Annotated in this window: 31 protein-coding genes and 1 tRNA gene; 25 read left to right on the top strand and 7 right to left on the bottom strand. The window is 69.5% G+C overall.

Annotated features, from left to right (window positions below):
* On the bottom strand, positions 1–330 hold the full coding sequence (locus E1294_RS12445) for a hypothetical protein (protein WP_132507993.1): 330 nt from the start codon (positions 328–330) through the stop codon (positions 1–3).
* A gap of 176 nt (positions 331–506) precedes the next feature.
* Between E1294_RS12445 and E1294_RS12440 the strand changes: the two genes are divergently transcribed.
* The 8 genes from E1294_RS12440 (at position 507) to E1294_RS12405 (ending at position 5,682) form a co-directional block, all read left to right on the top strand.
* On the top strand, positions 507–728 hold the full coding sequence (locus tag E1294_RS12440; protein ID WP_132507991.1) for a hypothetical protein: 222 nt from the start codon (positions 507–509) through the stop codon (positions 726–728).
* Positions 725–1,081, top strand: a complete 357-nt coding sequence (locus E1294_RS12435) for a hypothetical protein (protein WP_132507989.1) — start codon at positions 725–727, stop codon at positions 1,079–1,081. The genes E1294_RS12440 and E1294_RS12435 overlap by 4 nt, the downstream gene beginning before the upstream one ends.
* A 26-nt stretch (positions 1,082–1,107) precedes the next feature.
* Positions 1,108–1,320 (top strand): hypothetical protein, encoded by a 213-nt coding sequence (locus tag E1294_RS12430; protein ID WP_132507987.1) that lies wholly within the window; start codon positions 1,108–1,110, stop codon positions 1,318–1,320.
* Positions 1,321–1,549: 229 nt separating this feature from the next.
* A complete protein-coding gene (locus E1294_RS12425) occupies positions 1,550–1,738 on the top strand; it encodes a hypothetical protein (RefSeq protein ID WP_132507985.1) in 189 nt (62 codons plus the stop codon).
* A gap of 103 nt (positions 1,739–1,841) precedes the next feature.
* Entirely contained in the window at positions 1,842–2,111 is a 270-nt protein-coding gene (locus tag E1294_RS12420) for a hypothetical protein (protein WP_132507983.1), read from the top strand.
* Between the two features lie 26 nt (positions 2,112–2,137).
* Entirely contained in the window at positions 2,138–3,928 is a 1,791-nt protein-coding gene (locus tag E1294_RS12415; protein ID WP_246082964.1) for a cell division protein FtsK, read from the top strand.
* Between the two features lie 123 nt (positions 3,929–4,051).
* A complete protein-coding gene (locus E1294_RS12410) occupies positions 4,052–4,249 on the top strand; it encodes a helix-turn-helix domain-containing protein (protein WP_342775046.1) in 198 nt (65 codons plus the stop codon).
* A gap of 308 nt (positions 4,250–4,557) precedes the next feature.
* Positions 4,558–5,682, top strand: coding sequence for a tyrosine-type recombinase/integrase (locus E1294_RS12405; protein WP_132507977.1), 1,125 nt, complete (start codon positions 4,558–4,560; stop codon positions 5,680–5,682).
* A gap of 74 nt (positions 5,683–5,756) precedes the next feature.
* Here the strand turns inward: E1294_RS12405 and E1294_RS12400 are convergent.
* Positions 5,757–5,830: transfer RNA gene (locus E1294_RS12400), tRNA-Pro, on the bottom strand.
* A gap of 95 nt (positions 5,831–5,925) precedes the next feature.
* On the opposite strand from E1294_RS12400, the gene E1294_RS12395 reads away from it, so the two are divergent.
* From E1294_RS12395 to E1294_RS12380, 4 genes are all read left to right on the top strand, one after another.
* Positions 5,926–6,351, top strand: coding sequence for a helix-turn-helix domain-containing protein (locus tag E1294_RS12395; RefSeq protein WP_132507975.1), 426 nt, complete (start codon positions 5,926–5,928; stop codon positions 6,349–6,351).
* A 69-nt stretch (positions 6,352–6,420) separates the two neighbouring features.
* On the top strand, positions 6,421–6,966 hold the full coding sequence (locus E1294_RS12390) for a hypothetical protein (protein WP_132507973.1): 546 nt from the start codon (positions 6,421–6,423) through the stop codon (positions 6,964–6,966).
* Positions 6,967–6,971: 5 nt separating this feature from the next.
* The gene (locus tag E1294_RS12385) at positions 6,972–7,715 is read left to right on the top strand and encodes a hypothetical protein (RefSeq protein ID WP_132507971.1); all 744 of its coding nucleotides are present in this window, start codon (positions 6,972–6,974) and stop codon (positions 7,713–7,715) included.
* Between the two features lie 6 nt (positions 7,716–7,721).
* Positions 7,722–7,916 (top strand): hypothetical protein, encoded by a 195-nt coding sequence (locus E1294_RS12380; protein ID WP_132507969.1) that lies wholly within the window; start codon positions 7,722–7,724, stop codon positions 7,914–7,916.
* A gap of 99 nt (positions 7,917–8,015) precedes the next feature.
* Here E1294_RS12380 and E1294_RS12375 read toward each other — a convergent pair whose 3' ends face one another.
* Together E1294_RS12375 and E1294_RS12370 are read right to left on the bottom strand one after the other, a co-directional pair.
* Positions 8,016–8,426, bottom strand: a complete 411-nt coding sequence (locus E1294_RS12375; protein WP_132507967.1) for an ATP-binding protein — start codon at positions 8,424–8,426, stop codon at positions 8,016–8,018.
* A 17-nt stretch (positions 8,427–8,443) separates the two neighbouring features.
* Positions 8,444–9,214, bottom strand: coding sequence for a SigB/SigF/SigG family RNA polymerase sigma factor (locus E1294_RS12370; RefSeq protein WP_132507965.1), 771 nt, complete (start codon positions 9,212–9,214; stop codon positions 8,444–8,446).
* 175 nt (positions 9,215–9,389) lie between these two features.
* Between E1294_RS12370 and E1294_RS12365 the strand changes: the two genes are divergently transcribed.
* Positions 9,390–9,746: an STAS domain-containing protein gene (locus E1294_RS12365; protein WP_132508033.1), complete on the top strand. Its 357-nt coding sequence runs from the start codon at positions 9,390–9,392 to the stop codon at positions 9,744–9,746.
* 3 nt (positions 9,747–9,749) lie between these two features.
* Here the strand turns inward: E1294_RS12365 and E1294_RS12360 are convergent, their stop codons facing one another.
* Complete coding sequence (locus E1294_RS12360; protein ID WP_132507963.1) at positions 9,750–10,466, bottom strand: ANTAR domain-containing response regulator; 717 nt, start codon at positions 10,464–10,466, stop codon at positions 9,750–9,752.
* 58 nt (positions 10,467–10,524) lie between these two features.
* Here E1294_RS12360 and E1294_RS12355 point away from each other — a divergent pair, with 58 nt between their 5' ends.
* The 3 genes from E1294_RS12355 (at position 10,525) to E1294_RS12345 (ending at position 14,441) form a co-directional block, all read left to right on the top strand.
* A complete protein-coding gene (locus tag E1294_RS12355) occupies positions 10,525–12,360 on the top strand; it encodes a SpoIIE family protein phosphatase (RefSeq protein WP_132507961.1) in 1,836 nt (611 codons plus the stop codon).
* Between the two features lie 104 nt (positions 12,361–12,464).
* Complete coding sequence (locus E1294_RS12350; protein WP_132507959.1) at positions 12,465–13,568, top strand: glycosyltransferase; 1,104 nt, start codon at positions 12,465–12,467, stop codon at positions 13,566–13,568.
* 153 nt (positions 13,569–13,721) lie between these two features.
* Positions 13,722–14,441, top strand: a complete 720-nt coding sequence (locus E1294_RS12345) for a glycoside hydrolase family 16 protein (protein ID WP_165977246.1) — start codon at positions 13,722–13,724, stop codon at positions 14,439–14,441.
* On the opposite strand, the gene E1294_RS12340 is transcribed toward E1294_RS12345, so the two are convergent.
* Positions 14,426–15,493, bottom strand: coding sequence for a PucR family transcriptional regulator (locus tag E1294_RS12340; RefSeq protein ID WP_132507955.1), 1,068 nt, complete (start codon positions 15,491–15,493; stop codon positions 14,426–14,428). The genes E1294_RS12345 and E1294_RS12340 overlap by 16 nt on opposite strands.
* Before the next feature lie 75 nt (positions 15,494–15,568).
* Between E1294_RS12340 and E1294_RS12335 the strand changes: the two genes are divergently transcribed.
* The 5 genes from E1294_RS12335 (at position 15,569) to E1294_RS12315 (ending at position 20,847) form a co-directional block, all read left to right on the top strand.
* Positions 15,569–16,486, top strand: coding sequence for a proline dehydrogenase family protein (locus E1294_RS12335; RefSeq protein ID WP_132507953.1), 918 nt, complete (start codon positions 15,569–15,571; stop codon positions 16,484–16,486).
* Positions 16,487–18,112: an L-glutamate gamma-semialdehyde dehydrogenase gene (gene pruA / locus E1294_RS12330; protein WP_132507951.1), complete on the top strand. Its 1,626-nt coding sequence runs from the start codon at positions 16,487–16,489 to the stop codon at positions 18,110–18,112.
* A 127-nt stretch (positions 18,113–18,239) separates the two neighbouring features.
* A complete protein-coding gene (locus tag E1294_RS12325) occupies positions 18,240–19,199 on the top strand; it encodes a GlxA family transcriptional regulator (protein WP_132507949.1) in 960 nt (319 codons plus the stop codon).
* 2 nt (positions 19,200–19,201) lie between these two features.
* On the top strand, positions 19,202–19,825 hold the full coding sequence (locus E1294_RS12320) for a DJ-1/PfpI family protein (RefSeq protein ID WP_132507947.1): 624 nt from the start codon (positions 19,202–19,204) through the stop codon (positions 19,823–19,825).
* A 215-nt stretch (positions 19,826–20,040) separates the two neighbouring features.
* Positions 20,041–20,847 carry a serine/threonine-protein kinase gene (locus E1294_RS12315; protein WP_132507945.1) on the top strand — a complete coding sequence of 269 codons (807 nt, stop codon included), beginning with the start codon at positions 20,041–20,043 and terminating at the stop codon, positions 20,845–20,847.
* Positions 20,848–20,892: 45 nt separating this feature from the next.
* Here E1294_RS12315 and E1294_RS12310 read toward each other — a convergent pair whose 3' ends face one another.
* Positions 20,893–21,639: a lysophospholipid acyltransferase family protein gene (locus tag E1294_RS12310; protein WP_132507943.1), complete on the bottom strand. Its 747-nt coding sequence runs from the start codon at positions 21,637–21,639 to the stop codon at positions 20,893–20,895.
* A gap of 172 nt (positions 21,640–21,811) precedes the next feature.
* Between E1294_RS12310 and dhaK the strand changes: the two genes are divergently transcribed.
* From dhaK to E1294_RS12290, 4 genes are all read left to right on the top strand, one after another.
* The gene (gene dhaK, locus E1294_RS12305; RefSeq protein WP_132507941.1) at positions 21,812–22,786 is read left to right on the top strand and encodes a dihydroxyacetone kinase subunit DhaK; all 975 of its coding nucleotides are present in this window, start codon (positions 21,812–21,814) and stop codon (positions 22,784–22,786) included.
* A 143-nt stretch (positions 22,787–22,929) separates the two neighbouring features.
* Positions 22,930–23,547 carry a dihydroxyacetone kinase subunit DhaL gene (gene dhaL / locus E1294_RS12300; RefSeq protein WP_132507939.1) on the top strand — a complete coding sequence of 206 codons (618 nt, stop codon included), beginning with the start codon at positions 22,930–22,932 and terminating at the stop codon, positions 23,545–23,547.
* On the top strand, positions 23,544–23,777 hold the full coding sequence (locus E1294_RS12295; RefSeq protein ID WP_132507937.1) for a hypothetical protein: 234 nt from the start codon (positions 23,544–23,546) through the stop codon (positions 23,775–23,777). Before dhaL ends, E1294_RS12295 begins: the two co-directional genes overlap by 4 nt.
* Positions 23,777–24,151 (top strand): PTS-dependent dihydroxyacetone kinase phosphotransferase subunit DhaM, encoded by a 375-nt coding sequence (locus E1294_RS12290; protein ID WP_132507935.1) that lies wholly within the window; start codon positions 23,777–23,779, stop codon positions 24,149–24,151. Before E1294_RS12295 ends, E1294_RS12290 begins: the two co-directional genes overlap by 1 nt.
* Positions 24,152–24,225 lie beyond the last annotated feature (74 nt).

The following is a 24,225-nucleotide window of genomic DNA, read 5'->3' as shown; positions in this document are numbered from 1 at the left end:
TCAACTCGCCTCCTTTGCACTTCCATGGCGATCGCTGGCGTCTTTAGCGGTCTTCATGAGCTGAGCCGCCCGTGCTTTAGACACGCTGATGCGGTCAGCCAGGCCAGCCAATGACAGTTGCTCTCTCTCGAAAATCCGGGCCGCCGACATGGCTCGCTGATCTCCTGAGGCTTCAAAGAGCCGTCTCAGCGTCTCAACCAGCTCTGTTGCACCGACATACGCCCGATCGTGGTCGGGCTCTGCGTTGATCGCCTCACGCGCTGCATCGAAGGCGTGTTCGAGGTCAGCAAGCGCGGATTGAACCGCCTCGCTCACGTCTTCCTTTGCCATGCGCGCCAGCGTACGCGCTCCGCACAGGGGGGGCTATACCCAAACCGTATAGGGACCCCTTGACGGCCGTGTAGGGGGGCCTGTACGGTCTCTCGTGTAGTCCCCCCTGTACGGGCAACCGACCAGGGGAAACGGCAGCTAAGGCCAGAGATGACGGATTGGGGTGATCAACGGTGATGGGTCTCGAAGATGCACGACTCGCCCGGTTGGTCGCGGTCATCCGCACCGTGGCCGAACTGCTCGACAACTGCACGGATGGCCTGGTCTCCAGCGTCATCGCCGCCACGATGCTGCTGCTCGTGATCATCGCCCTTCATGGGGTGGCGGATGCGCTGGAGAGCTGCCCTGACGTGCTGACCCTCTACACCCCACGCTTGAAGGGAGCTGATCTCCGATGATCTACGGCAAGTACCGCGAAGGTCACCGCGTTCGCCTCATCGACGGGCTTCGCGCCCTGGCCACCTACCTGGAGGATCGGCCAGAACTGCCCGTACCACACGGCGCGAACGTCGCTGTGAGTGTCCTGCACGGCACCGATGAGGAGAAGAAGGCCGAGGTCGAGCGCATCGCGTGCTTGATCGGTTCGGCCCCCGACCCCACGGCGGCGGGCCAGGGTCACCACAAGGTCAAGGTGACCTTCGGGCCGGTGGAGTACAGCGTCACAGCGATCACGGAAGCCGCTACTGCGCGATGGGACGCCGTGTGGTCCTACCGCGACGCCGTTTCCCCCGACCCGCCCTCAGGGGCGTGACAGTGGACATCCCCTTAATGATCATCATGCTCACCGTCATAGCCGCGCTGGCCGTGCTGGTGCTGTTCATGGCCCTGGTCTGGGGCATCCGCGCCGAAGACCGCACCAGGCAACCCCACACAGGCCCCCGTACCGAGATCGAGCAACTGACACGGCGTCTGCTGCTCTACGCCAGCTCCCGGGATCGCCCCGGGGGCTCCGCCCCTACCTCATCCCCCGACCGAGAGAGATGGAGGTGATACCGCTGCACACGATCCCACTGACGCGTGGGTGCCCCTGTGGGGCCGCGCTGGAGTCCGGTAGCAAGCGCTGCCGCAAGTGCCGTGCCCGCGCTCGCTGGCGCCGCCGTAAGGCCCGTCACGACGGCATCTGACGCCCGCCTGCTGCGTTCCGGGGTGATCAAATCCGCGCCCCCGGAACGCGCCGAAGTCCACCCCCCCTTCCAGCGTGAGAGGAGGTGAGAGCCCCTTGGAAGTCACCGTTCCACTTGTCGTGATCGTGGGCCTGATCGTGTTCATTGCCTGGCGCTACCTCGGGTTGCGCCTGTGGCACGCGATCGTCGCGCTCGTCTTCGGCTTCCTGCTAGCCGCGACCGCGCTTGCGCCCAGCGTCCGCACAGTGATCCACGGCATCTCCAAATGGATCACCGGCCAATGACCCCGACCTCGAAAGGATGTGATGCCTAGTGCCAAACCGCCACCCATACCCGCACACCGATCTCCAGGAGATTAGCTCCCGCAACCACACCGCCGCTCAGATCATGGCGGCACTCGCCCAAGCGCCCTTGCCTCTGCGGCTCACCTGGGCGTACGTGATCTCCGCCCTCGACGACATCGACGCCTTGATTGACGAGGTCACCGGCCTGCGCGCCGAATTGTCCAGCGTCCGTTACCAGCGCGCCAACGCCCTGGCGGCGATGCGCGCCACGCTAGCCGCCGACCGCGACGGCGACGACGACCCCCTGTACTACGTCCGTGACGAGCTGCACGCCCAGATCCACCCCGACCAGACGGCCGGTGAGGGCCGATGACCAGGCATCGGGCATCGCGTTACGAGATGCGACGCAACGCGCGCCGGATGCGCCGCTACGGGGTCCAACCCGTCGCCAATGTCAACGATCTGGGTGTCGCGCCCCTGGTCATCGTCGGCATTGCCCGCCTGATCTGGCGCTATCGCTCCGAACTCGCGCCCATCACCTACACCGCATCGATTCTGCTTACGGGCGTGATCCTGCGTCGGTGGTTCCCCGAATGGTGGTTGTCCGTCCTGATCAGCACGATCGGGAGCTCTGCCGCTCTGGCCATCGGGGGCCGGTGGGTCAACCTTCCCCGCCCGATCGAACGCGGCTATGCCGTCGTCACCACGGTGTTCGCCGGAACGTGGCTCACGCTGGCCGCCTACCTGGGGCCGTTCATGCCACCCCTGCCCGCTGTTCTGAGCGTCGGCGCGCTAGTGCTGGCCGTGCCCTGGTGGGCGCACCGTCGCAGGCGTGCCCGCGTGCGTGTGGAGCGCACGCTGGCCGCCTGGCCGGACATCGCCCAAGCCGTCGGCCTGGCGGGATCTCGCATCCAATCGGCCATGGTCGATCTGTGGGGTTACCGCGTGCGGCTCAAGCTGGCGCGCGGCCAGACGGTAGAGGATGCGATCAACAAGCTGCCCGCGCTGGAGTCCGCCCTGGGCACGCGGCGCGGCGCGCTGCGCATCCAGCCCGTTCCCCAACAAGCCAATCGCGCCGACGTGCGGGTGATCGAAAAGGATCCACACGCCGATGCGATCCCCTGGCCAGGTCCATCCGTCACATCGGTGACCCAACCGGTCAAGCTCGGCGTGTTCGAGGACGGCAGCCCCGTACGGGTGTCCTTCAAGCGCCGGCATGGACTGTTCGGCGGAATCGCCGGCGCAGGCAAGTCGGGCGGCGTGAACGTCCTGCTAGGCGACCTCACAGCCTGCCCGGACGTGATCATCTGGGGCATTGACCTCAAGCGCGGCATGGAACTCATGCCCTGGGCATCCTGCCTTGATCGGCTCGCCACCACGCCACAGGCGGCCGATGCGCTGTTGGCCGATGCGGTCGCCATTCTCGACGGTCGCGCCGATCACCTTGCCCAACAGGGCTTGCGTGTGTGGGAACCCAGCCCCGACGCCCCCGCCCTGATCATCCTGGTCGACGAGTACGCCGAACTGATCGAGGAAGCCCCCGGGGCGGAGCGCTCCACCGACTCCATCGCACGGCGGGGGCGCGCCCCCGCCGTCAACCTGGTAGTGGCCACCCAACGCCCCTCACAGCGCGCCATGGGCAAGGGGGCCGTGCGCTCGCAGATGGACATCCGTGTGTCCTTCCGGGTACGCGAACAGCGCGACGTGGATCTCATCCTTGGACAGGGCATGCTCAAGGCCGGATGGCACGCTCACCGGCTCGACGCCCCCGGCAAGTTCCTGATCAGCGCCCCGGAACACGACGTGCCCCGCCGCGCGCGAACCTACCTGCTCGACGATGAGGGCGTGCAGCGCACCGCCGAACGGCACGCGCCCTACCGCCCCCAGCTCGACGCGATCTCGGCTGCCGCTCTGGAGGCACGCGACGCGTTGAAAGCCTCGCAGAGCGCCGTACAAGACCCGGAGGGGCCATCACGTTCCAACGCCTCTGATGCCCCTGAGAGGGCACTCATCGCCGCCCTCGACGCCGCCCCGGACACGGGCGCATCGGTCGATGACCTAATCGAGGCAACCGGCATGCGGCGGTCCTGGATCTACTACCGACTCCAGGAGCACGCCCGTACCGGTCGCGCTACTCAAGTAGCACGCGGACGCTGGCGCGGTTGCCAGCCGTCCGACAGCACAGGGTAATCGTCCACGTCCACGTCCACGCGCGTCTGCACATATGGGCGACGCATCGTCCATGGACGTTCGCGTGGACAATCACGGAGCGTAGCGACCGAAGGGTGGTGATGCCCAACGAGGAAACGGGAGCTGACGAAGGGAGGTGAGCACCTGAAGGCATACAAAGTCGAGGAGGTGGCCGAACTGCTGGGGGTAGGGCGAGACAAGATCTATGAACTGATCAGAACTCGCCAACTTCACAGCATCAAGATCGGGCGATCTCGAAGGATCACCGATCAACATCTAGCCGACTTCATCGCATCCCTGGAACAAGTCGATCAAGACTAGTTCCCGCAAGTGCATTGCAATGCAATGCACCCTGGTTCACGCTCTCGATAGAACCACCGCATCCAACCCGAGAGCTAGGGGACCAAGTTGCCCACCGAAAACTACACCCTGCGACTCGACAGTGAACGTCGGAGGCAACTCCATGAGATCGCAGACGAACAGGATCGAGACATGGCCTATGTCATCCGTAAGGCCATCGACGAATACGTAGACCGACACAAGAAGAGTCCCAGTCCCCACGAAACCGGTGGTACGCCTCAAACGCAGACTGGGACACGCCCCGCCAAAACCAAGTGAAGGGAGAGCGAATGGCAACTATCCACATCGGCAAGTATCAGGCCAGCATCTATCCCGAAGGGAAGGGATACACGGGAGCGCTATCGCTCGGCTTCGATGCCCAAAGAAAGCGTCAGCGCGTCAAGCGGAAAGGAAGGACCAAGGCAGAGGTCAAGGCAAAGCTCATAGAAGCAGTCGATGAGCTAGACGCAGGCATTACGACAGAGCAAGACTATACCGTCGAAGACTGCATCAACGACTGGCTAGAGAAGGGGCTCAAGGGCCGCGACCAGGGCACGATAGCCAATTACCGATCAATGGCTATCCACCACATCATCCCCCAAATCGGCAAGATCAAGATCAAGAAGCTGACCGCCGACGAGCTCGACGATTGGCTAGATGGACGGGCGGAAATACTTGCAACACGCTCACTCCGCCTCATTCATCAAATCATCCAGCGCGCAATACGCCACGCTCAGAGAAGAGACAAAGTCAAGCGAAACGTAGCTGACCTAGTCGATATCCCTGAAGGACAAGAGGGCCGTCCGTCAAAGGCACTAAACCTCGAACAGGCAAAGACGGTGATTCACGCCGCGCTGTCTTCACCGATCATGGCATACGTAATCATATGCCTGCTCTGCGGGATAAGGACAGAAGAGGCTCGCGCCCTCCTGTGGACGGAGGTGGATCTCAAGGAACGCACGGTGGCGGTCTACCGTGCTGTGCGAGTGAAAGGAGAAACCAAGACGAAGAAATCTCGGCGGGTTCTCAAAGTCTCGAAATTGGGCATCCAAGTCCTGAAGGAGCTACATAAGGCCAGGGCGGCCGAACGCCTCGCATCGGGCGAAAGGGGAGTAGATAACACCCACGTATTCCGTCGGGAAGACGGACGTCCACTGGACCGCTGGTATGTCCGGCGTGAATTCCAGAAGATCACAAAAGCCGCAGGCATCGGAGATGACTGGTGCCCGCGCGAACTGCGACACAGCTTCGTGTCCCTGCTGTCCGCCCACAAGGTAGCGATTGAAGAGATCGCACGCCTCGTTGGGCACTCGTCAACGCACGTAACCGAGACCGTCTACCGGCAGGAGATCCGACCAGCGCTAACAGATGGCGCGGTCGTCATGGACAAGATCTTCAAGCCGCGAGCCGGGTAGAGCAGTGGCTCCCCGTTTGGCTCCCAAAGATCAAAAAGGGGCACCAGATAACCTCTGATACCCCTTCTGACCAGTCGGGACGACAGGATTTGAACCTGCGACCCCTTGACCCCCAGTCAAGTGCGCTACCAAGCTGCGCTACGTCCCGGTTGTGTCGGCCGCCCCCTGTGGGGCGGGACGTCATAACCTTAGCGCACATCGAAAGTGCACGCGTACACGGAGAGCGGGAGCGGAGGGGGCCGGGTGGGGCGTAAGCCGACCATCGATCGGGATGAGCTGGCCAGGCTGGTCGCCGAGGGGAGGAGCGTGCAGGAGCTGGCCGCTCACTTCGGCGTCAGCGTGTCCGGGGTGCTGCAGGCCAAGCGGGCCGCCGGGCTGGCCAAGCCGATGCTCGACCACCGCGCCGCCGTCCCGTGGAAGCTGGCCCGCGCGCACGCCCAGTCAGGGCCCGCCACCAATCTGCGCAATCTGTCGGCGGCCGCTCAGGGGAGGCCGCCGGCGTCCGACCGGCTGAACACGGCGCTGCGGTGGGCGCAGCGGCTGGTGGACGAGGGGCTGGACGTGCGGTACGACCCCGCTACGGGATTCAGCGAAGTCCCCGCTTCACCAGCGGGCTCACATGTCGCATCGGTGCTGGCCGCGGCGCGAAAGGCGCTCGAACCGCGCTGAAGGCAAAAGTTTCGGCAGGGCTTTCCAGGGAAGTCGCCGGTCTCGGCAAAGAGACCGGAGGCGAACATCATGACCACCTACATCTGGGTGGCCGTCGTCGTCATCGCGGTGGTAGCGCTCGCCGCAGTTGCCTACGTCGTGCAGCAGCAGAAGCGCCGTAACCACCTCCGTGAACGTTTCGGCCCCGAGTACGAACGGATAGTCGCCGACCACGACAACCGCCGCGACGCCGAGCAGGAGTTGCTCGACCGCGAGCAGCGGCATTCCGAGCTCGACATCCGTCCCCTGCCGGAGGAGTCGCGTGAGACGTACGCCAACCGGTGGACCGAGGTGCAGGAGCGCTTCGTCGACGCGCCAAGTTTCGCGGTGACCGAGGCGGACCAGCTGGTCACCGCGGTCATGGCGGAGCGGGGTTATCCGACGGAGGACTTCGAGCAGCGGCTGTCCGACCTGTCGGTGGGACACGCGGCGACCCTCGATCACTACAGGACGGCTCACGAGATCAGCGGGCGGGCGGCCGAGAAGAAGGCCTCCACGGAGGAGCTCCGTCAGGCCATGGTCCACTACCGCGCGCTGTTCGAGGAGCTGCTGCACGAGACCACGCGAGGACGGTGAGGGTGATGAAGAACAGCCACGACGAGCTGAAGGTGCCGTCGCAACGCGCTGACAAGGCCCGTGGCGACGACCGTGACAACGACCGGGCCGTCGGGGACCGCAGGCCCGGCGAGGAGGCCGGAGGGCCGATCGCCGGCCGTCCGGAGAGCATGGGGGGCGCCGCAGGCCACCCCGAAGGTCTGGAGCGCTCCGCCGACGAGTACGACACCGCCGTCCCCGGCGCCGTCCCGGGCGCTGTTCCCGGCGCCGTCCCACCGCCCGAGGCCGGTGACGACGACGCCGCCTATCGGGACCCGTACGCGAGGACCGGCGGCGACATGCCGGCCGAGCCGGAGCCCGGCCCGGTCGGCGTCCAGGCCGCGCCCGAGGAGATTCCGGCGCACGCGGCTCCCACGGACGTCGTCCTGTTCGACCAGGACCCCACTCAGGTGCAGGCTCGCTGGCGCGATCTGCAGGCGTCGTTCGTGGACGACCCCGGCGAGGCCGTACGGCGCGCCGACGGTCTGCTCGGCGAGGTGGTGGAGTCGTTCACCAGCAGCCTCGCGAGCCGCACGGACGCCCTGCGTGACGGCTGGAAGGACACTGGTGCGCGGGACACCGAGCATCTGCGGCTGGCGCTGCGCGACTACCGGAACGTCCTGGAACACCTGCTGGCCCTGTCGGGAGCCCCCGGCCAGAGCCCCGTCCAGGCGCCCGGCCAGGGCCCTATCCAGGCGCACGACCAGGGCCACATCCACGGGACGAGGTGATCTGACATGCTCGCGATAGTCGCGGCGATCGTCTTCGGGCTGGGCTTACTGCTCGACCTGCTGGGCGTGAACATCCCCGGAGGAGTCTCCGGTATGACGTTCGTCCTGCTGGGGCTGACCCTGCTGGCCCTGCACCAGGCGGGCATCGGCACGGCGAGCGTACGCAACTACGGCGCCTGGCGTGGCCGCGCCAGGCGCTGAAGGCACGCGGTCCGCGCGCCGCCCTTCTCCGGGTCGCGCACCCTGACCTGATCGCGCGCGTGATCACGCGGCTGATCAGGCGCGCGATCAGGCGGCTGATCACGCCTTGCCGGGGAAGCGCATGAAGACGCTGCTGCCCTTGTCGCCGGCGTGCACGGTCAGCTCCGAGGCGAGCAGGCGGGCCACCCAGAGCCCCATGCCGCCCACGGCCCCCGGCAGGGGCCCAGGTCTCCAGGCGCCCTTGTCGTGAACCTCGACGACCAGGTCACCGCCCGCCGCCCAGGTGCGCAGGAGGGCCTGATCGCTGCCGTGGGTGACGGCGTTGGTGGCGATCTCGTTGATCGCGATGACGAAGTCGGCGACGGCGTCCTCCGCCATGCCGGCCTCGCGGGCCTCGTCTTCGGCGAACTGCCGGACCTGGGGCAGGTCCGGCAGCCGGAATCGCAGGCGTTTCACGGGCGCGCCGGGGGGCGGGCCCGTGTGGCCCGGCTGGGGCACGTCCTCGCTCACCCGGCGACCGCCCCTGCTCAGCCGACGAGTTCGGCACGTAGTTGATCAAGGACCTTGCGCAGGATGCGTGACACGTGCATCTGCGAGATCCCGAACTCGGCGGCGATCTCGGCCTGCGTCATGTTGCCGAAGAAGCGCAGCAGCAGGATGTGCTTCTCCCGGGAGGGCAGGGCGTCGATGAGCGGCTTGACGGCCTCCCTGTCGACCATGGTGCTCAGCGTGTCGTCGTCCTCGGGGATGACGTCGCCGAGCGAGGCCGCGTCGTCGTCGGTGCCGAGCGGGGCGTCGAGCGACAGGGTGCTGTAGGCGGCGGACGCGTCGAGCGTGAGCAGGACGTCCTCTTCGGTGATGTTCATCTTCGCCGCCAGTTCCGCCACGGTGGGCGACCTGCCGAGATCCTGGCTGAGATCGGCGACGAGCCTGTTGAGCTCGGAGCGGCGCTCCTGGTAGAGGCGCGGCACCCGGATGGCCCAGGTGCGGTCGCGGAAGTGCCGCTTGACCTCACCGGTCATCGTGACGACCGCGTAGCCCCTGAACGCGTGTCCGAGGCTGGGGTCGAAACCGTTGACGGCTTTCATCAGGCCCACGTACGCGGCTTGGAGAAGGTCTTCCAGTGGTTCGCCCCGGTAGCGGTATCGCCTGGCGATCTCCATGGCGAGCGGACGGTGCATTTCGACGATGCGCTCGCGCAGCCGCTCGCGGTGGCTGCTGGAGGTGCTTTCCCTGACCATCTCGGCCAGGAGCTCTTCCGCGCTCATCTCCTCGAGGATGTACTCCTGCACAGCCATGGCTGCTCCTCGTGTGGCTCGCAGGCGGCCTCCCCAAGCAAAAAAAGCCCAGGCAGAGGCACGCCTCGCTCAACTCTCGAGACGGAAGCCCTCTGCTGGACCTCGCGAGAAGTGTCCCCCGTGCCGCCAGAAGTATTCCTCCCTCGCGTGGTGACAGTAGGGTTGCTCCGTGACAATGCCGGAAAACGGCGACGGGCCCGCGGCGGCCCTGAGCCTGACGTCGTCGACCGTCGACTCGGTCACCGTGGTGCGGGTCGACGGCGTGCTCGACGCCACGACGCGCGAGCAGTTCGCCGACTACCTGTCGTTGGCGGGCGCCGACCTGATCCTCGATCTGGCCGGAGTGACGTTCATGGACTCGCGCGCGCTCGGCCTGATCGTGCACCACTGGCAGACGAGTCTGGCCTCGGGCGCGAAGTTCGCGCTGATCGGGGTCGAATACTCCAAGTCGAAGGTGATGTGGATCACCGGGCTGGCCCAGCGCCTGCCGATCTACGACACGCTCGACGACGCCCTGGCCGCCATCGGGTGAGGCTCAGCCCTTCGACTTGCGCTGGTGCTCCTCGACCAGGAGCCTGGCCAGGTCGGCCACTTTGATCTGGTGGTGTTGTGAGATCCTGCGCAGTTCCTCGAAGGCGGCCTCGGCCGTGCATCTGCTGGTCTGCATGATGATGCCTTTGGCCTGGTCGATCACCGACCGGCCGGCGAGGGCCTCCTGCAGCTGGGCGGCGTCCGTACGCACCTCGTCGAATTCCGACAGGTTGGCCATGGCCACCCCGAGTTGCTCGGTGAGCATGTCGGAGAGCGAGTGGGCGCCCTGCGGAGAGAACGCGCCGGGACGCACCGAGTAGAGGCCGACGACCAGCACGGCGGGCGCCACGTCGATGGGGACGGCCAGCACGGAGCGCACGCCCCAGCGGGTGGCCAGCGCGTCGTAGCGCGGCCAGCGGGTCTCGGTGAGCACGTCGGTGACGGTGGCCCGCCCGCCGCTCTGCCTGGCCTCGGTGGACGGCCCCTCCCCCAGCTCGTGCTCGCCTTCGACGAGCATGATCAGCTCGCTGTGCGAGCCGGAGACCAGGACCCGGTGATCGCGCCAATGCTCGGCGGAGGCTCCGGAGCAGCCGGGCACTCCTGCGGTCAGCGCGGTCGTCAGGCCGCGCAGCACGCTCTCTGTCGAGGTGTCCTCTCCGAGGCGGCCCAATGCCGCGAGGTCACGGGCGAGTCCGGGGGTGAGCATCGCGGTGGATTCCATAGCAACAACGCTCTACCCCTTATGGCTGGCATTATCCCGAGTGGCGTAGCGTCAGACCATGACCACGCCGGACTTCGAACACGCGCTGGACGCGCTGGCCGGGCGCGTCTCATCGCTGCGTGCGGCGAGGGCCGCCTATCCCTCGGACCTCGCGCCCACGCTGGACGCGGCGCTCGCGGAGCTCGACACCGCGGCAGAGCTGCTGGCCGAGGCCAGGGAGCAGGTACGCAAGTCCCCGAAGCGGGCAGGCGCGAAGAAGGACGGCGGCGCGCAGCGCGAGCTGAAGTTGCTGCGCCAGGTGTTCAGGGCCTTCCCCGTGCCCGTCATCGTGCTCGACGGTGGCGGCGTGGTGCGGCGGATCAACCCGGAGACCTCGCGTATGCTCGGCAGCCCCGACGGCTACCTGGTGGGCCGGTCGTTCCCGCTGCTGGTGGACGTGTCGCGGCGGGCGGCGTTCCGGTCGCACCTGACGTCGGCGCTGCAGACCGGGCAGCCGTCGGCGTTCGAGACACGGCTGGCGCACCAGGGGCGCACGCACACCGTGCAGCTGGCGATGATCAGGCTGACCATGCCGGGCGAGCCGCAGCAGATGGTGGCGGCGATCGCGCTGCCCACCGAGGTGCAGTTGCCCGAGCCGGGCGCGCGCCGGCCCGAGCAGTCCGACGGAGCGCTGCTGCTGGCGGCGGCCAAGCGGCAGGATCTGCTGGTCAAGATGGCTACGTTGCTGCTCGACGAGGAGGCGCTGCGGCGTCCGGTCGCGCTCCCTCGGGCGACGCGGTTGCTGGCGGCCGAATGGGCCGACTGGGTGATCGCCGACGTGGTCCGCGACGGGGTGCCCCGTCGTTCGGCCGTGATGGCGCCGAAGGACCAGCCTCTCAGTGAGCTCGCCCGCCAGGTGGAGTCCGCCGACCCGGCGACCAGCCAGGTGGTGCTGCAGGTACTCGACCGGGCCTCCGGCGTGGTGCACGAGATGGTGGAGGACGAGACGCTGCTCGGTTTCTGCGCCGACGGGCCGGTGCTGACGGCGATGGGCGCGAGCTCGCTGCTGAGCGTCCCGATCGGCTGCGCCGACGGCGTGCTGACGCTCGTACGCACGCACGACAGGCAGCCGTTCGCGCTGGCCGACCTGGCCGTCATGCAGGAGGTGGGGCTGCAGCTGGGCCTGGCGATACGAGCGCAGAGCAATTTCCAGAGCCGCTCGCGGGCGGCCGACGCGTTGTCGGCGAGCGTCGCGCCGCGCAACCTGCCCGACATCCCCGGCTACGAGGCGGCGGCCGTCTACCACCCGGGGGCGTCGGTGGGCGCGGAGTTCTACGACGTGTTCCCGGTCGCCGGCGGGTGGGGGTTCGCGCTCGGCGGCGCGGCGGGCAAGGGAGAGGAGGCCGCGTCGGTCACCGCCATGGTGCGGGGCGGTCTGCGGGTGCTGAGCGTCTGGGAGTCCGACCCCGATCTGGTGATACGGAAGGTCAACGAGGCCCTGGTCGCGCAGGGTTCCGGCCTGTTCGTGATGGCCGTGGCGGGGTTCGTGCAGGGCCGTACGATCCGGCTGTCGTCGGCGGGACACCATCCGGCGGCCCGGGTGCGGAACGACGGCACCGTACGCTTCGTCGCGGGCGGCGGCGTGCCGCTGGGCATCGCGGCCGAGGCGGAGACGCAGGTCGAGACGCTGACGGTCCCCCCTGGCGAGACGCTGGTGCTCTATTCGGAGGGCCTGGTCTCCTCCAGGAACGCCCGGGGCGAGCCGTACGGCGACGAGCGGCTGGCCGACGTGCTCGGCCGCTGCGCGGGCCAGTCGCCGTCCACCGTGGTCAAGGCGGTGGAGGCGGACCGGCACGCGTTCTCGGAGGGCCAGGTGTGGGATGAGATCGTGGTGTTCGCGCTCCGAGGTGTCTGATCTGTAGGGGTTTGCGTTCCCGAGAAACCTGGGTATGGTCGGACTCAGAACGACGTGCCTAAGACGCAGGCACACCTTTGAAGCTTTCCACGCTGAGGTGTGCCATGAATATCGCGATCGTCGCTTCGTCCAACGGAAACCAGCGCCACCGCATCCTGTCGGTCGCACGTGAGCTGGGACGCGAACACCACGTCACGATCTACTCCCGCCGTGACGGCTCCGAGGGCAAGCCCAGGACGCGGGTGGCCCCGGGAGTCACACTGGAGCACATCGACGTGGGCCCGGCCTGTGATCTTCCCGCCGACGACGTCGTTCCCTACCTCAACGACGTCGGCGTTCACCTGATGAAGCGCTGGCGCCAGGACAGGCCCGACATCATCCATGCCCACTCGTGGACCAGCGGCCTGGCCGCCGTGGCGGGCGCCAAGGGGCTCGACGTGCCGGTCACGCAGACGTTCCACACGGTCGACACCGCCCACCAGAAGCTGGAGCGGGCGCTGGGCCGCCGGGCCGACGCGGTCATCGCCGGCTCGGGCGACGAGGAGTCGGCGCTGATCCGGCTCGGGGTGCCGCGCCACAACATCGCCATCGTCCCCTACGGCGTCGACACCGAACGGTTCCACCGCCGCGGCGCGGTGGCCACGAAGGGCTCGCGCAAGCGGCTCCTGCATGTCGGCCCCCTCTCCACCGAACGCGGCGCGCACACCGTCGTGCGGGCGCTGCAGGGTCTCGGCGACGTCGAGCTGGTCATCGCCGGCGGCCCCGACCCCGAGGCGCTGGGGAACGACAAGGACGCGCAGCGCCTGCGGGACCTGGCCGAGCAGCTCGGCGTGGCCGACCGGGTCACGCTCCTCGGCCAGGTGAGGCGGGCCTCCGTACCGAAGCTGATGCGCAGCGCGGACGCCGTGGTGTCGGTGCCGCGGGAGGCCGTCACGGGGATCGTCGCCCTGGAGGCGATGGCCTGCGGCGTGCCGGTGATCGCCTCGGCCGTCGGCGCCCACCTGGACTCCATCGTCGACGGCGTCACCGGCCTGCTGGTGCCGCCCGACCAGCCGGCGCGCACCGCGCGCCTGGCACGCGAGCTGCTGTGGGACCCGACGTTGCGGACCGCGCTCGGCTACGCGGGTGCCGACCGGGCGCGCTCGCGCTACTCCTGGGAGCGGGTCAGCCAGGAGCTGGTACGCGTCTACGAGGCGGCCTGCGCCTGACGCGGTCATCCATCACATGCTCCGGCAGGTGGCGCAAGCCACCTGCCGGCACCATGTCCGGAGCACGATGACGGATCCGCTCGTTTGTGACGAAACTGACCGATGTGACAGATGGGGTGTTATCAGTGTGAAATCTTTGCTTCGATGGAGCGCATGTCCAAACGCAGTCCGATCTTGGCGGCCGCGGCGCTCGCATGCGTCGCCGCCCTCCCCCAGACCGCGCAGGCACAGACGGCGGGCTGGGGCGACCCGGTCCTCGTGGAGAACTTCAACGGCTCGTCGATCAACACCAAGAAGTGGATGATCTACCACTCCCCCCAGGCCGAGCGGAACCCCCGCACCGGCAAGGCCGCGTCCGTCTCGGACGGCGTGCTGCGCCTCAAGGGCGGCATGTACGGCGGCAAGGACCTGTCGGGCGGCGTGGCCACCCGGCTCGCGCAGGAGTACGGCCGGTGGGAGGTCCGGTTCAAGGCCGAGGCGGGCGCCGGGTACACGCCGGTGGCGCTGCTGTGGCCGACGCGGCAGGGTGAGGGCGGCGACTACGCCGAGGTCGACTTCGCCGAGATCGTCGACCCGAAGCGGCAGGGCGGCGGCATCTTCGTGCACGACGGGCACAGCCGGGCGCGCAAGACGCTCAAGGCCGACTTCACCAAGTGGCACACGGTGGCGGTCGACTGGCTGCCGGGCCGGCTCACGGTCTGGCTGGACGGCGAGAAGTACTGGGACTACCGCGGCGCGCACGTGCCCAGTGGTCACCGCATGGGCCTGGCGCTGCAGAACGACGTGGTGTGCGAGCCCCGCTGCCGTGACTCCTCCACGCCCCGCACCGTGTCGATGTACGTCGACTGGGTGAAGGTCTACCGGGCGTCCTGACCGCGCAGCCTGGCGGCCTTGAGCCCGAGGTGCACGGCCAGGCGGTCGTCGCCGTCGGACAGATCCTTGTGGGTGAGGCGCTCGGCCTTGCCCAGCCGGTAGTAGAGCGTCTGGCGGTGGATGCCGAGCTCGGCGGCGGTCTTCTGGGCGTGGCCGCCGCGGTCGAGATAGGCCTCCACCGTGTGGGCCAGCTCCCCGTCGAGGGCCGCGGTCTCGGCCGCCAGCTCCCGCAGGTCGCTCGGCCCGAGCCGGGCCAGCAGGCGGTGCACGCCGAGGTCCTCCCACCGGGCGACCGGCGCGTGGCGGGGGAAGTGCTCGGCGATGCGCAGGGCATGGCGGGCCTCGCGCCAGCTCAGCCAGGCCTCGGCGGGGTCGCTCCGTGGCCCGCCGATGCCGGCGGCGGTGCCGTACGCGCTCTGGAGGGTCTGCGCGACCTCGCCCGCGAGGTGCGCGGGGGCGAGCAGGGCGACCGGTGAGCCGGCGCGGGCGAGCACGCCGCGCGGCAACGTCCAGAGGGCGGCCACGCGCTCATGCGACTCGCGTACGGCGACGGCCGCGACCGGGCCAGGAACCTCTATGGCGGCCTCGGCACGCTCCTCGGGGTCCGGGGAGAACAGGCCGAGCAGCCCGCGCCCGACGTCCTGCCGGCTCCTGGCCTCCTGGGCGAGCACTCCCGCCGCCCTGGCGACGAGCGGTGCGACGGCGTGCAGGGGCACGTCGTCCAGCTCGCCCGAGTCGAGCAGCCACAGGTAGCCGTAGGTGACGCCGCGGTGGCGCAGCGGCCAGCAGACCCTGGCCAGGACCTGCAGCTCGGCGTCCGCGGGGATCCTGACCGGGCCCTCGGCCCCGGCGATGCCGTAGCGCTCGAAGTAGTCGCGCACCTCCCCCGTCGCGCGCCTGCGCAGGATCGACTCCTGGCGGACCGTGTCGATGGCGCCGTGCTGCGCGCCGTAGGCCAGCAGCCGGAACGAGCGGTCCTCCAGCGTCGCGGACGCCCCCAGCCGGGCGGCGATCTCGTCGACGATCTCTTGCAGGTCTGCCGAGTTGTGCATGTGTATGACAGCCTGCCACATCCGGCGTTACGCGCGTCGATGGCCCCCGCTGAGCTGGGTTTTTAGACTGGAAGCATGCTGCGTCAACTGCTGCTCAGCGCTTCCAGGAGCGGTGCCGTGCGCCGCGCCGTGTCGGGCTTCCCGCTCACCAGGAGAGTGGTCGGGAGGTTCGTCGCCGGGGAGGGTGTCGAGGAGGCTCGCGACACGGTCGAACGGCTGCGCGACGCCGGGCTCGCCGTGACCGTCGACCATCTCGGCGAGGAGACGCGCGACGCGCGGGCCGCGGCCGCCACCACGGACGCCTACCTCACCTTGCTCCGCGCGATCAGGCCGCTGGAGCTCGGCGCCAGGGGCGAGGTGTCGGTGAAGTTGTCGGCACTCGGGCAGCGGCTCGACGAGACCATGGCGCTGGAGCACGCCCGCGAGATCTGCGCCGCCGCCGCGGTCGCCGGCTCGGCCGTGACGCTCGACATGGAGGACCACACCACCGTCGACTCCACCCTGGCCGTGCTGCGCAAGCTGCGCGAGGACCACCCATCGACGGGCGTGGCGATCCAGGCCTACCTGTTCCGCAGCGAGCAGGACTGCCGCGACCTGTCCTCGGAGGGCTCCCGGGTGCGCCTGGTCAAGGGCGCCTACCGCGAGCCCGCCTCGATCGCCCACCAGGGCCGGACCGCCGTGGACAAAGCGTACGTACGATGCCTGCGCATCCTCATGGCGGGGAAGGGTTACCCCATGGTGGCGACGCACGACGATCGCATGATCGCGATCACGGAGCTGCTCGCCGACCGGTTCGGGCGGACGATCGGCGACCACGAGTTCCAGATGCTCTACGGAATCAGGACCGGCCTGCAGGAGGCCCTGGCGGGGGCCGGCCACGCGGTCCGCGTGTACGTGCCCTACGGCGACGACTGGTACGGCTATTTCATGCGCCGTCTCGCGGAGCGCCCGGCCAACGTCGCCTTCTTCCTTCGTGCCCTTGGGGGTAAGTAAATGGATGCCATCAGCAACGTCCCCGTCCCCGTCAACGAGCGGGTGTACGGTTACGCGCCCGGCAGCGCCGAGCGGACCACTCTGGAGGACCGCATCAAGGAGCTGGCCGGGTCGCCGATCGACCTGACCATGACCATCGGAGGCGAGCAGCGCCTCGGCGGCGGCGCGCCCATCGACGTGGTGCAGCCGCACAACCACGCCCACGTCCTGGGCCGTGCCAACGACGCCACGGCCCAGGACGTGCGGGACGCCGTCGACAGCGCGCTGCGGGCGGCGCCCGACTGGCAGGCGCTGCCGTTCGACGACCGGGCCGCGATCTTCCTGAGGGCCGCCGACCTGCTGGCGGGGCCGTGGCGGGCCACGATCAACGGGGCGACCGTCCTGGGCCAGTCGAAGTCGGTGCAGCAGGCGGAGATCGACGCCGCCTGCGAGCTGATCGACTTCCTGCGGTTCAACGTGTCCTACGCGCGGCAGCTCTACGCCCAGCAGCCGAACTCGTCGCCCGGCGTGTGGAACAGGATGGAATACCGCCCGCTCGAAGGGTTCGTGCTGGCGATCACGCCGTTCAACTTCACCGCCATCGCCGGAAACCTGCCGACGTCGGTCGCGCTGATGGGGAACGTCGTCGTCTGGAAGCCGTCGCCCACCCAGCAGTTCGCCGCGCACTTCACGATGCGGGTGCTGGAGGCCGCGGGGCTCCCGCCGGGCGTGATCAACCTCGTCACCGGCAACGGCCAGGCCGTCTCCGAGGTGGCGCTCGCCCACCCCGCGCTGGCGGGCATCCACTTCACCGGCTCGCCCGGGACGTTCCAGCACCTGTGGCGTGCGGTCGGGGCCAACATCGCCTCCTACCACGGCTATCCGCGCATCGTCGGCGAGACCGGCGGCAAGGACTTCGTGCTCGCCCACCCGTCGGCCGACCCTGGGGTGCTCTCGACGGCGCTGATGAGGGGCGCCTTCGAGTACCAGGGGCAGAAGTGCTCGGCCGCCTCGCGGGCGTACGTGCCGCGCTCGGTCTGGAACGGTATGCGCGACGACTTCGTCTCCGTGGCCGAGTCGCTGAGCGTGGGCGACGTGGCAAGCGACCTGTCGACGTTCATGGGCGCGGTCATCGACGGGCGGGCCTTCGCCAGGCACAAGGAGGCCATCGACCGGGCCAGGGCGTCCTCGGCCATCGACGTGCTGACCGGCTCGTACGACGAATCCGTCGGCTATTTCGTGAAGCCGACCATCATGGAGTGCGCCGACCCGGCGGACGAGATCTTCGTCAAGGAGTACTTCGGGCCGATCCTCGGGGTGCACGTCTACGACGACGGCGACTACGACGCGGTGCTCGACCAGATGGAGGGCATCGCCCCGTACGCGCTGACCGGGGCGATCGTCGCCCAGGACCGCTACGCCATCAAGGCGGCCACCGACCGGCTGCGCTTCGCGGCGGGCAACTTCTACGTCAACGACAAGCCGACAGGCGCGGTCGTCGGCCAGCAGCCGTTCGGCGGCGCACGCGCCTCGGGCACCAACGACAAGGCGGGCTCGATCTTCAACCTGATCCGCTGGGTGAACACCCGCTCGATCAAGGAGACCTTCGTCCCGCCGACCGACCACCGCTATCCGCACATGGGCTGAGCGTCCTCCGAACGCCCCCGGCCACCGCGTGTGCCGGAGGCGTTCGTCGTGCGGGGGCCGGACGCATGGCGTGATCTGCAATGGATGCGTCGTTGACGCCACCGTGCCGCGCGACCAGCATGAGGGCATGCAGCGACGCATCCTGGTGGTCGTCTTTCCGGGCTTCCAACTGCTCGACATGGCCGGGCCCGCCGACGTGTTCGCGACGGCGGCCCTGATCGCGCGCGGCGGCTACCGGGTCGAGGTGGCGGCCGTGGGCGGCGGCTCCGTGGCAGCGGGAAACGGCGTCACCGTCATGGCCGCGCCGCTCGGCGAGGTCGAGGGGCCGGTCGACACGCTGCTGGTGGCGGGCGGGTGGTCCGTGCCGCAGCAGATCGCGGACGGCGAGCTGGTCGCGCAGGTCGCCCGGCTGGCCGGCTCCGCGCGGCGGGTCGCCTCCGTCTGCAACGGCGCGTTCGTGCTGGCCGAGGCCGGGCTGCTGGACCACCGGCGGGCCACCACGCACTGGCTGGCCGCGGACGAGCTCGCGGCCCGCTACGAGTGCGTCGAGGTGGACCCCGACCCGCTCTACATCGAGGACGGCCACGTCTGGACGTCCGCGGGCGTCCTGTCCGGGGTGGACCTCGCGCTGGCGCTGGTGGCCAGGGACCATGGCCACCAGCTGGCCCGCGACGTCGCCCGCGGGCTCGTGGTCTACCTGCACCGGCCGGGCGGGCAGAGCCAGTTCAGCACGCCGATGCGGGCCATGACGCCGCGCAGCGAGCCGATCAGGGAGCTGCAGGCCTACATCGACGCCAACCCCGCGGCCGACCTCAGCGTGGCCGCGCTCGCCGCGCGCTCCGGCATGAGCGAGCGCCACTTCTCCCGCGTCTTCACCGAGCAGACGGGCCTGTCACCCGGCAGGTACGTCGAGCGCAGCCGGGCCGACGCCGCCAGGCGGCTTCTGGAGGTCACCGGTCACCCGCTGGCCACGGTGGCCAGGGAGTCGGGGCTCGGGACGCCGGAGACGCTCTACCGCGTCTTCCGCCGTCACTGGCGGATCTCACCCGGCGACCACCGTCGCCGGTTCCAGTCGAAGGAGAGTTGACCATGCACGTGGCCATCCCGCTCTATCCCCGTTTCACCGCGCTGGACGCGGTCGGGCCCTACACCGTGATGGCCTTCGCGCCAGGCTGGACGGTCACGTTCGTCGCCGAGGAGCCCGGCCCCGTCACCGACGACCAGGGCACGCTCACGCTGGCCGCCACGGCCTCCTACGCCGACATGCCCCGGCCTGACGTGATCGTCGTCCCCGGCGGCCTCGGCACCTTGGACGTCATGTCCGACACCGCTCTGACCGGCTGGATCCGGGAGGCGCACGAGCACACCATGTGGACGACCTCGGTGTGCAGCGGCTCGCTCCTCCTGGGCGCGGCGGGGCTGTTGAAGGGGCTGAAGGCGACCACGCACTGGGCCCTGCTCGACTTCCTCAAGCAGGCCGGCGCCGAACCGGTCAGCGAGCGTGTGGTCACAGAAGGCAAGATCGTGACCGCGGCCGGGGTGTCCGCGGGCATCGACATGGCGCTGACGCTGCTGGCGCAGGCCACGGACGAGCTGACCGCGCAGAGCGTGCAGCTGGTGATCGAGTACGACCCGCAGCCGCCCTTCACGAGCGGGTCGCCGAAGACGGCGCCGGAGGGGGTGGCCGAGCGCGCGCTCGGCCTCCTCACCTGACCGGCGCGGGGGCGCCGTCGTCCCACCATGGGGACGGCGGCGCCCGCGTCATGCGGATGTTCGGCGGCGGTCGGGCTGGTGTGGCGCGCTGTGTCGGATCGAATTTCTAGGCCGTTGACCAGCGCACCCGCACATTCCGACATATCCAGATCACGTTAGGCACCCTAAGGCCTGTGCTGAGGTGACATGATTATCCCCGAGCTTGAGGGGATGGTATGCGGGAGATCGGCGGACGGTACCTCCTGAACGAGGAGGCCGGTCGTGGGGGTATGGGCGTCGTCTGGCGCGCGTTCGATCAGCTCCTCCACCGTACGGTGGCGCTTAAGGAGCTGACCTTGTCCGGCGAGGCCGAGATGGTGCGCCGCCGGGTGCTGCGTGAGGCCAGGATGGCTGCCGGGCTGACGCACCCCAACATCGTCACGGTGCACGACCTGATCGAGGAGGGCGGCAAGCTCTGGATCGTGATGGAATATCTCGACGGGCTGTCGTTGCACCAGCTGCTCTCCCAGGTGGGCACGCTGCCCGCGCAGTCGGTGGCGGCCATCGGCCAGCACCTGCTCGCCGCGCTGCGCACCGCCCACCAGGCCGGCGTGCTGCACCGCGACGTTAAGCCGGCCAACGTCATGCTGACCGGCGACCGGGTGGTGCTGACCGACTTCGGCATAGCGACCGCCGAGGGCGACATCCGCATGACGACGTCGCGGCGCCTGCGCGGCACACCCGCGTTCATGGCGCCCGAGCGGCTGCACGGGGGTCCGGCCAGCAAGGAGGCCGACATGTGGTCCTTCGGCGCCACCCTCTACAGCGCCGTCGAGGGCCAGCCTCCCTACCCGGGGCAGGACGCGGCGACCGTGCTCGGCATGGCCCGCAGCGGGCCCTATCCGCCGCCGCGGCGGGCGGGCGTGATGCGCCCGCTGATCGAGGGGCTGCTCCACCACGACCCGGTGCGCCGCTACACCCCGGAGCAGACGGCGGGTTTATTGGCGGGCATGCGCGCCAGCGCCTACCAGGCCGCCATCTGACGCCCCCGCGCCGATTCATCGGGCGGGGGTCACGCACGTCGGCGGTCAGTCGTTCTTGGCCCGGGCCTCCGCCTCGGCCGCGTCCATGGCCGCCGCCTCCTCGGGGGTCGGCGCGGTGCCGCCGAGATGGGCGGGCTGCCACCACACGCCCTGCGGCACCTCCGGATAGGTGCGCTGCGCCCTGTCGACCAGCTCCGACAACCGCGTGTGCAGGTCCGTCACGTGATCGTTGACGTTCTCGCCGCGCTTGGGGTGCATCGGCTCGCCCACCAGGATGGTGAGCGGCACGTGCCGTTGCAGGAGCTTCTTCGGCCGCCCCTTGGTCCACAGCCGCTGGCCGCCCCACAGCGCCACCGGGATCACCGGCACGTTGGTCGCCTGGGCCATCCGGATCGCGCCGTTCTTGATCTCTTTGACGGTGAACGACCGGCTGATCGTGGCCTCCGCGAAGACGCCCACGACCTCACCGGCCTTGAGCATCCGCAGCGCCGTCGCGTACGAGCCCGCGCCCGCCCCCCGGTCGACGGGAATGTGGTGCATGCCCCGCATCAGCGGGCCGGAGATCCGGTGCTCGAACACGTCCTGCTTGGCCATGAAGCGCACCAGCCGCTTCGACGGCAGCGCGGCGAACCCGGCGAAGATGAAGTCGAGGTAGCTGATGTGGTTGCTCACCAGCACCGCTCCCCCCGTCCGCGGCACGTGCTCGGTCCCTTCCATGTGGAAGCGGATGTCGAGCACGCGAAAGAGGGTCCGCGCGGCGGCGATCACCGGCGGGTACACGATCTCAGCCATGAGCAGAAGGTAGCTGCTCAGGCGGGTCTCACGGTAGTCGGGGCCCGAGGCGCCGGGTGACGCCCCTCCTCGCCGCGGCCCGAACGCCCGTCCTCGCGTGGCGGACGGGCGGCCTCCGCCCGTCCGCGTCACGACGCTTGCGTGGCCGTGAAAACGGGCAGATGTACTCACCATGAAGAAGCTCATCAACTCGGCGGACTCCGTCGTTGAGGACGCGCTGAAGGGCATGGCCGCGGCCCATCCCACGCTGCGGATCCGCGACCAGGTGGTCTACCGGGCCGATGGCCCGCGCCAGGGAAAGGTCGGCCTGGTGTCGGGCGGCGGCTCGGGGCATGAGCCGCTGCATGCCGGTTTCGTCGGGTACGGCATGCTCGACGCGGCCTGCCCCGGCGAGATCTTCACCTCACCGGTGCCCGACCAGATCATCGAGGCGACCAAGGCCGTGGACGGCGGCGCCGGCGTGCTGCACATCGTCAAGAACTACACCGGCGACGTGCTCAACTTCGAGATGGCCGCCGAGCTGGTCGAGGACGTCGAGGTGGCCAGCGTGCTGGTCGACGACGACGTGGCCGTCCAGGACTCCCTCTACACGGCGGGCCGCCGTGGCACCGGCGCGACCCTGTTCGTCGAGAAGATCGCGGGGGCACTGGCCGAGGAGGGCGCGCCGCTGGACGACGTGGCCGCCGTGGCCGGCGCGGTCGACGAACGCAGCAGGTCGTTCGGCATCGCGCTGACCTCGTGCACGACGCCGCACGCGGGAAAGCCGACGTTCGACCTGCCGGAGACGGACGTGGAGCTGGGCATCGGCATCCACGGCGAGCCCGGCAGGGCCAGGGTGCCGATGGCGCCGGCGCGCGAGCTGGCGGCCACCGCCATGGAGGCGATCCACGGCGACCTGCCGGTGCAGGGCGACCTGCTCGTCATGGTGAACGGCATGGGCGGCACACCCCTCATGGAGCTGTACGTGGTCTTCGCGGAGGTGGCGGCGTACCTCAAGGGCAAGGGAGCGCGGGTCTCACGGTCGCTGGTCGGCAACTACGTGACGAGTCTCGACATGCAGGGCTTCTCCGTCACCGTCTGCCGGCTCGACGACACGCTCACCCGCCTGTGGGACGCCCCGGTCGATACGCCGGGCCTGCGATGGTGACGTCTCCGCTCCCCGGGCGACCCGCGGCGTGCCGGAGCGCGAGGCGCACCGTGCGACCACCGATCCGCCAGGACACCTGTTGAAGGGAGGGAGCGCGGACTCCCCCGCCGGCTGAAGCAGGCGGGGCGCTCCGCGCGCATCCGATGGACACCGACCTGTTCGTGGCCTGGTTCGAGGAGACGGCCCGGCTCGTACGCCGCGACCGCGACCACCTGACCCGGCTCGACGCGGCGATCGGCGACGCCGACCACGGCACCAACCTCGACCGCGGGCTGACGGAGGTCTGCAAGGCGCTCACCGAATGGCCGCCCGAATCGCCGGTGCAGGTGCTGACCTCGGCGGGCACGGCGCTGATCCGCCGCGTCGGCGGCGCTTCGGGGCCGCTGTACGGGTCGGTGTTCCGGCAGATGGGCAAGGCACTGCGGTCTCCGGTGACGCTGGCCGGGTTCTCGGCGGCGTTCGATGAGGGTGTCGTGGCGGTCGAGCGGCTGGGCAAGGCCGCGCCTGGTGACAAGACCATGGTGGACGCGCTGGCGCCGGCCTCGCGGGCCCTGGCGCTGGCCGTACGCGATGGGGTAGGGGTGCGCGAGGCGTTCGAGCAGGCGGCACGGGCGGCCGCGGAGGGCGCGAAAGCCACGATCCCGATGCAGGCGCGCAAGGGCCGTGCCAGCTACCTGGGTGAGCGGAGCATCGGGCACGAGGATCCGGGGGCGGCGTCGTCGGCGCTGTTCATGGCGGCCCTGGCGAACGTGGCGTCATGACCGGCCGCACAGAAGGCGCCAGGACCGGCGAGGCTGGAGGCACCAGGACCGGCGAGGCTGGAGGCACCAGGACCGGCGAGGCTGGAGGCACCACGACCGGTGACGCGAGAGGCGCCGCGACCGGCCACGCCGGAGACACCACGACCGGTGCCGCGGGAGGCGTCATGACCGGGCACAACGGAGGCGTGACCAGGCGGCCATGGGTGTGCGCCGCCGGTGGGGTGGCGTGATGGTGGGGCTGGTGCTGGTCTCGCACAGTGCCGGGCTGGCGGCGGAGGCCGTGGCGCTGGCCAAGGGGATCGCGGGTGCCGGGGTGCCTGTGGCGGCCGCCGGGGGCACGGAGGACGGCGGTCTCGGCACGAGCGTGGACCTCGTCGAGGAGGCGGTGCGCGGCGTCGACCAGGGCGACGGGGTGGTGCTCATCCCCGACCTGGGCAGCTCGGTGCTGACCGCCCGCCTGCTGGAGGAGGACGGGCGCATCGTGGTGGCGGACGTCCCGTTCGTGGAGGGCGCGATCGCGGCGGCGGTGGCGGCCGGGGCGGACGCACCACTCGCCGACGTGCTCGCCTCGGCCGAGGAGTCCCGCACCTTCCGCAAGCTCTGACCCGCACGCTCCGGCCCCCACCCCGTGCTCGTCCGGCAGGTGCCGGGACCGGCTCCGGCCCGGACCGTGCTCCT

The organism is Nonomuraea diastatica, assembly GCF_004349015.1.
In the GTDB taxonomy this organism is placed as follows: domain Bacteria; phylum Actinomycetota; class Actinomycetes; order Streptosporangiales; family Streptosporangiaceae; genus Nonomuraea; species Nonomuraea diastatica.
The sequence above is the reverse complement of the archived record's forward strand: the minus strand, read 5'-3'. Positions and strand labels throughout refer to the sequence as shown.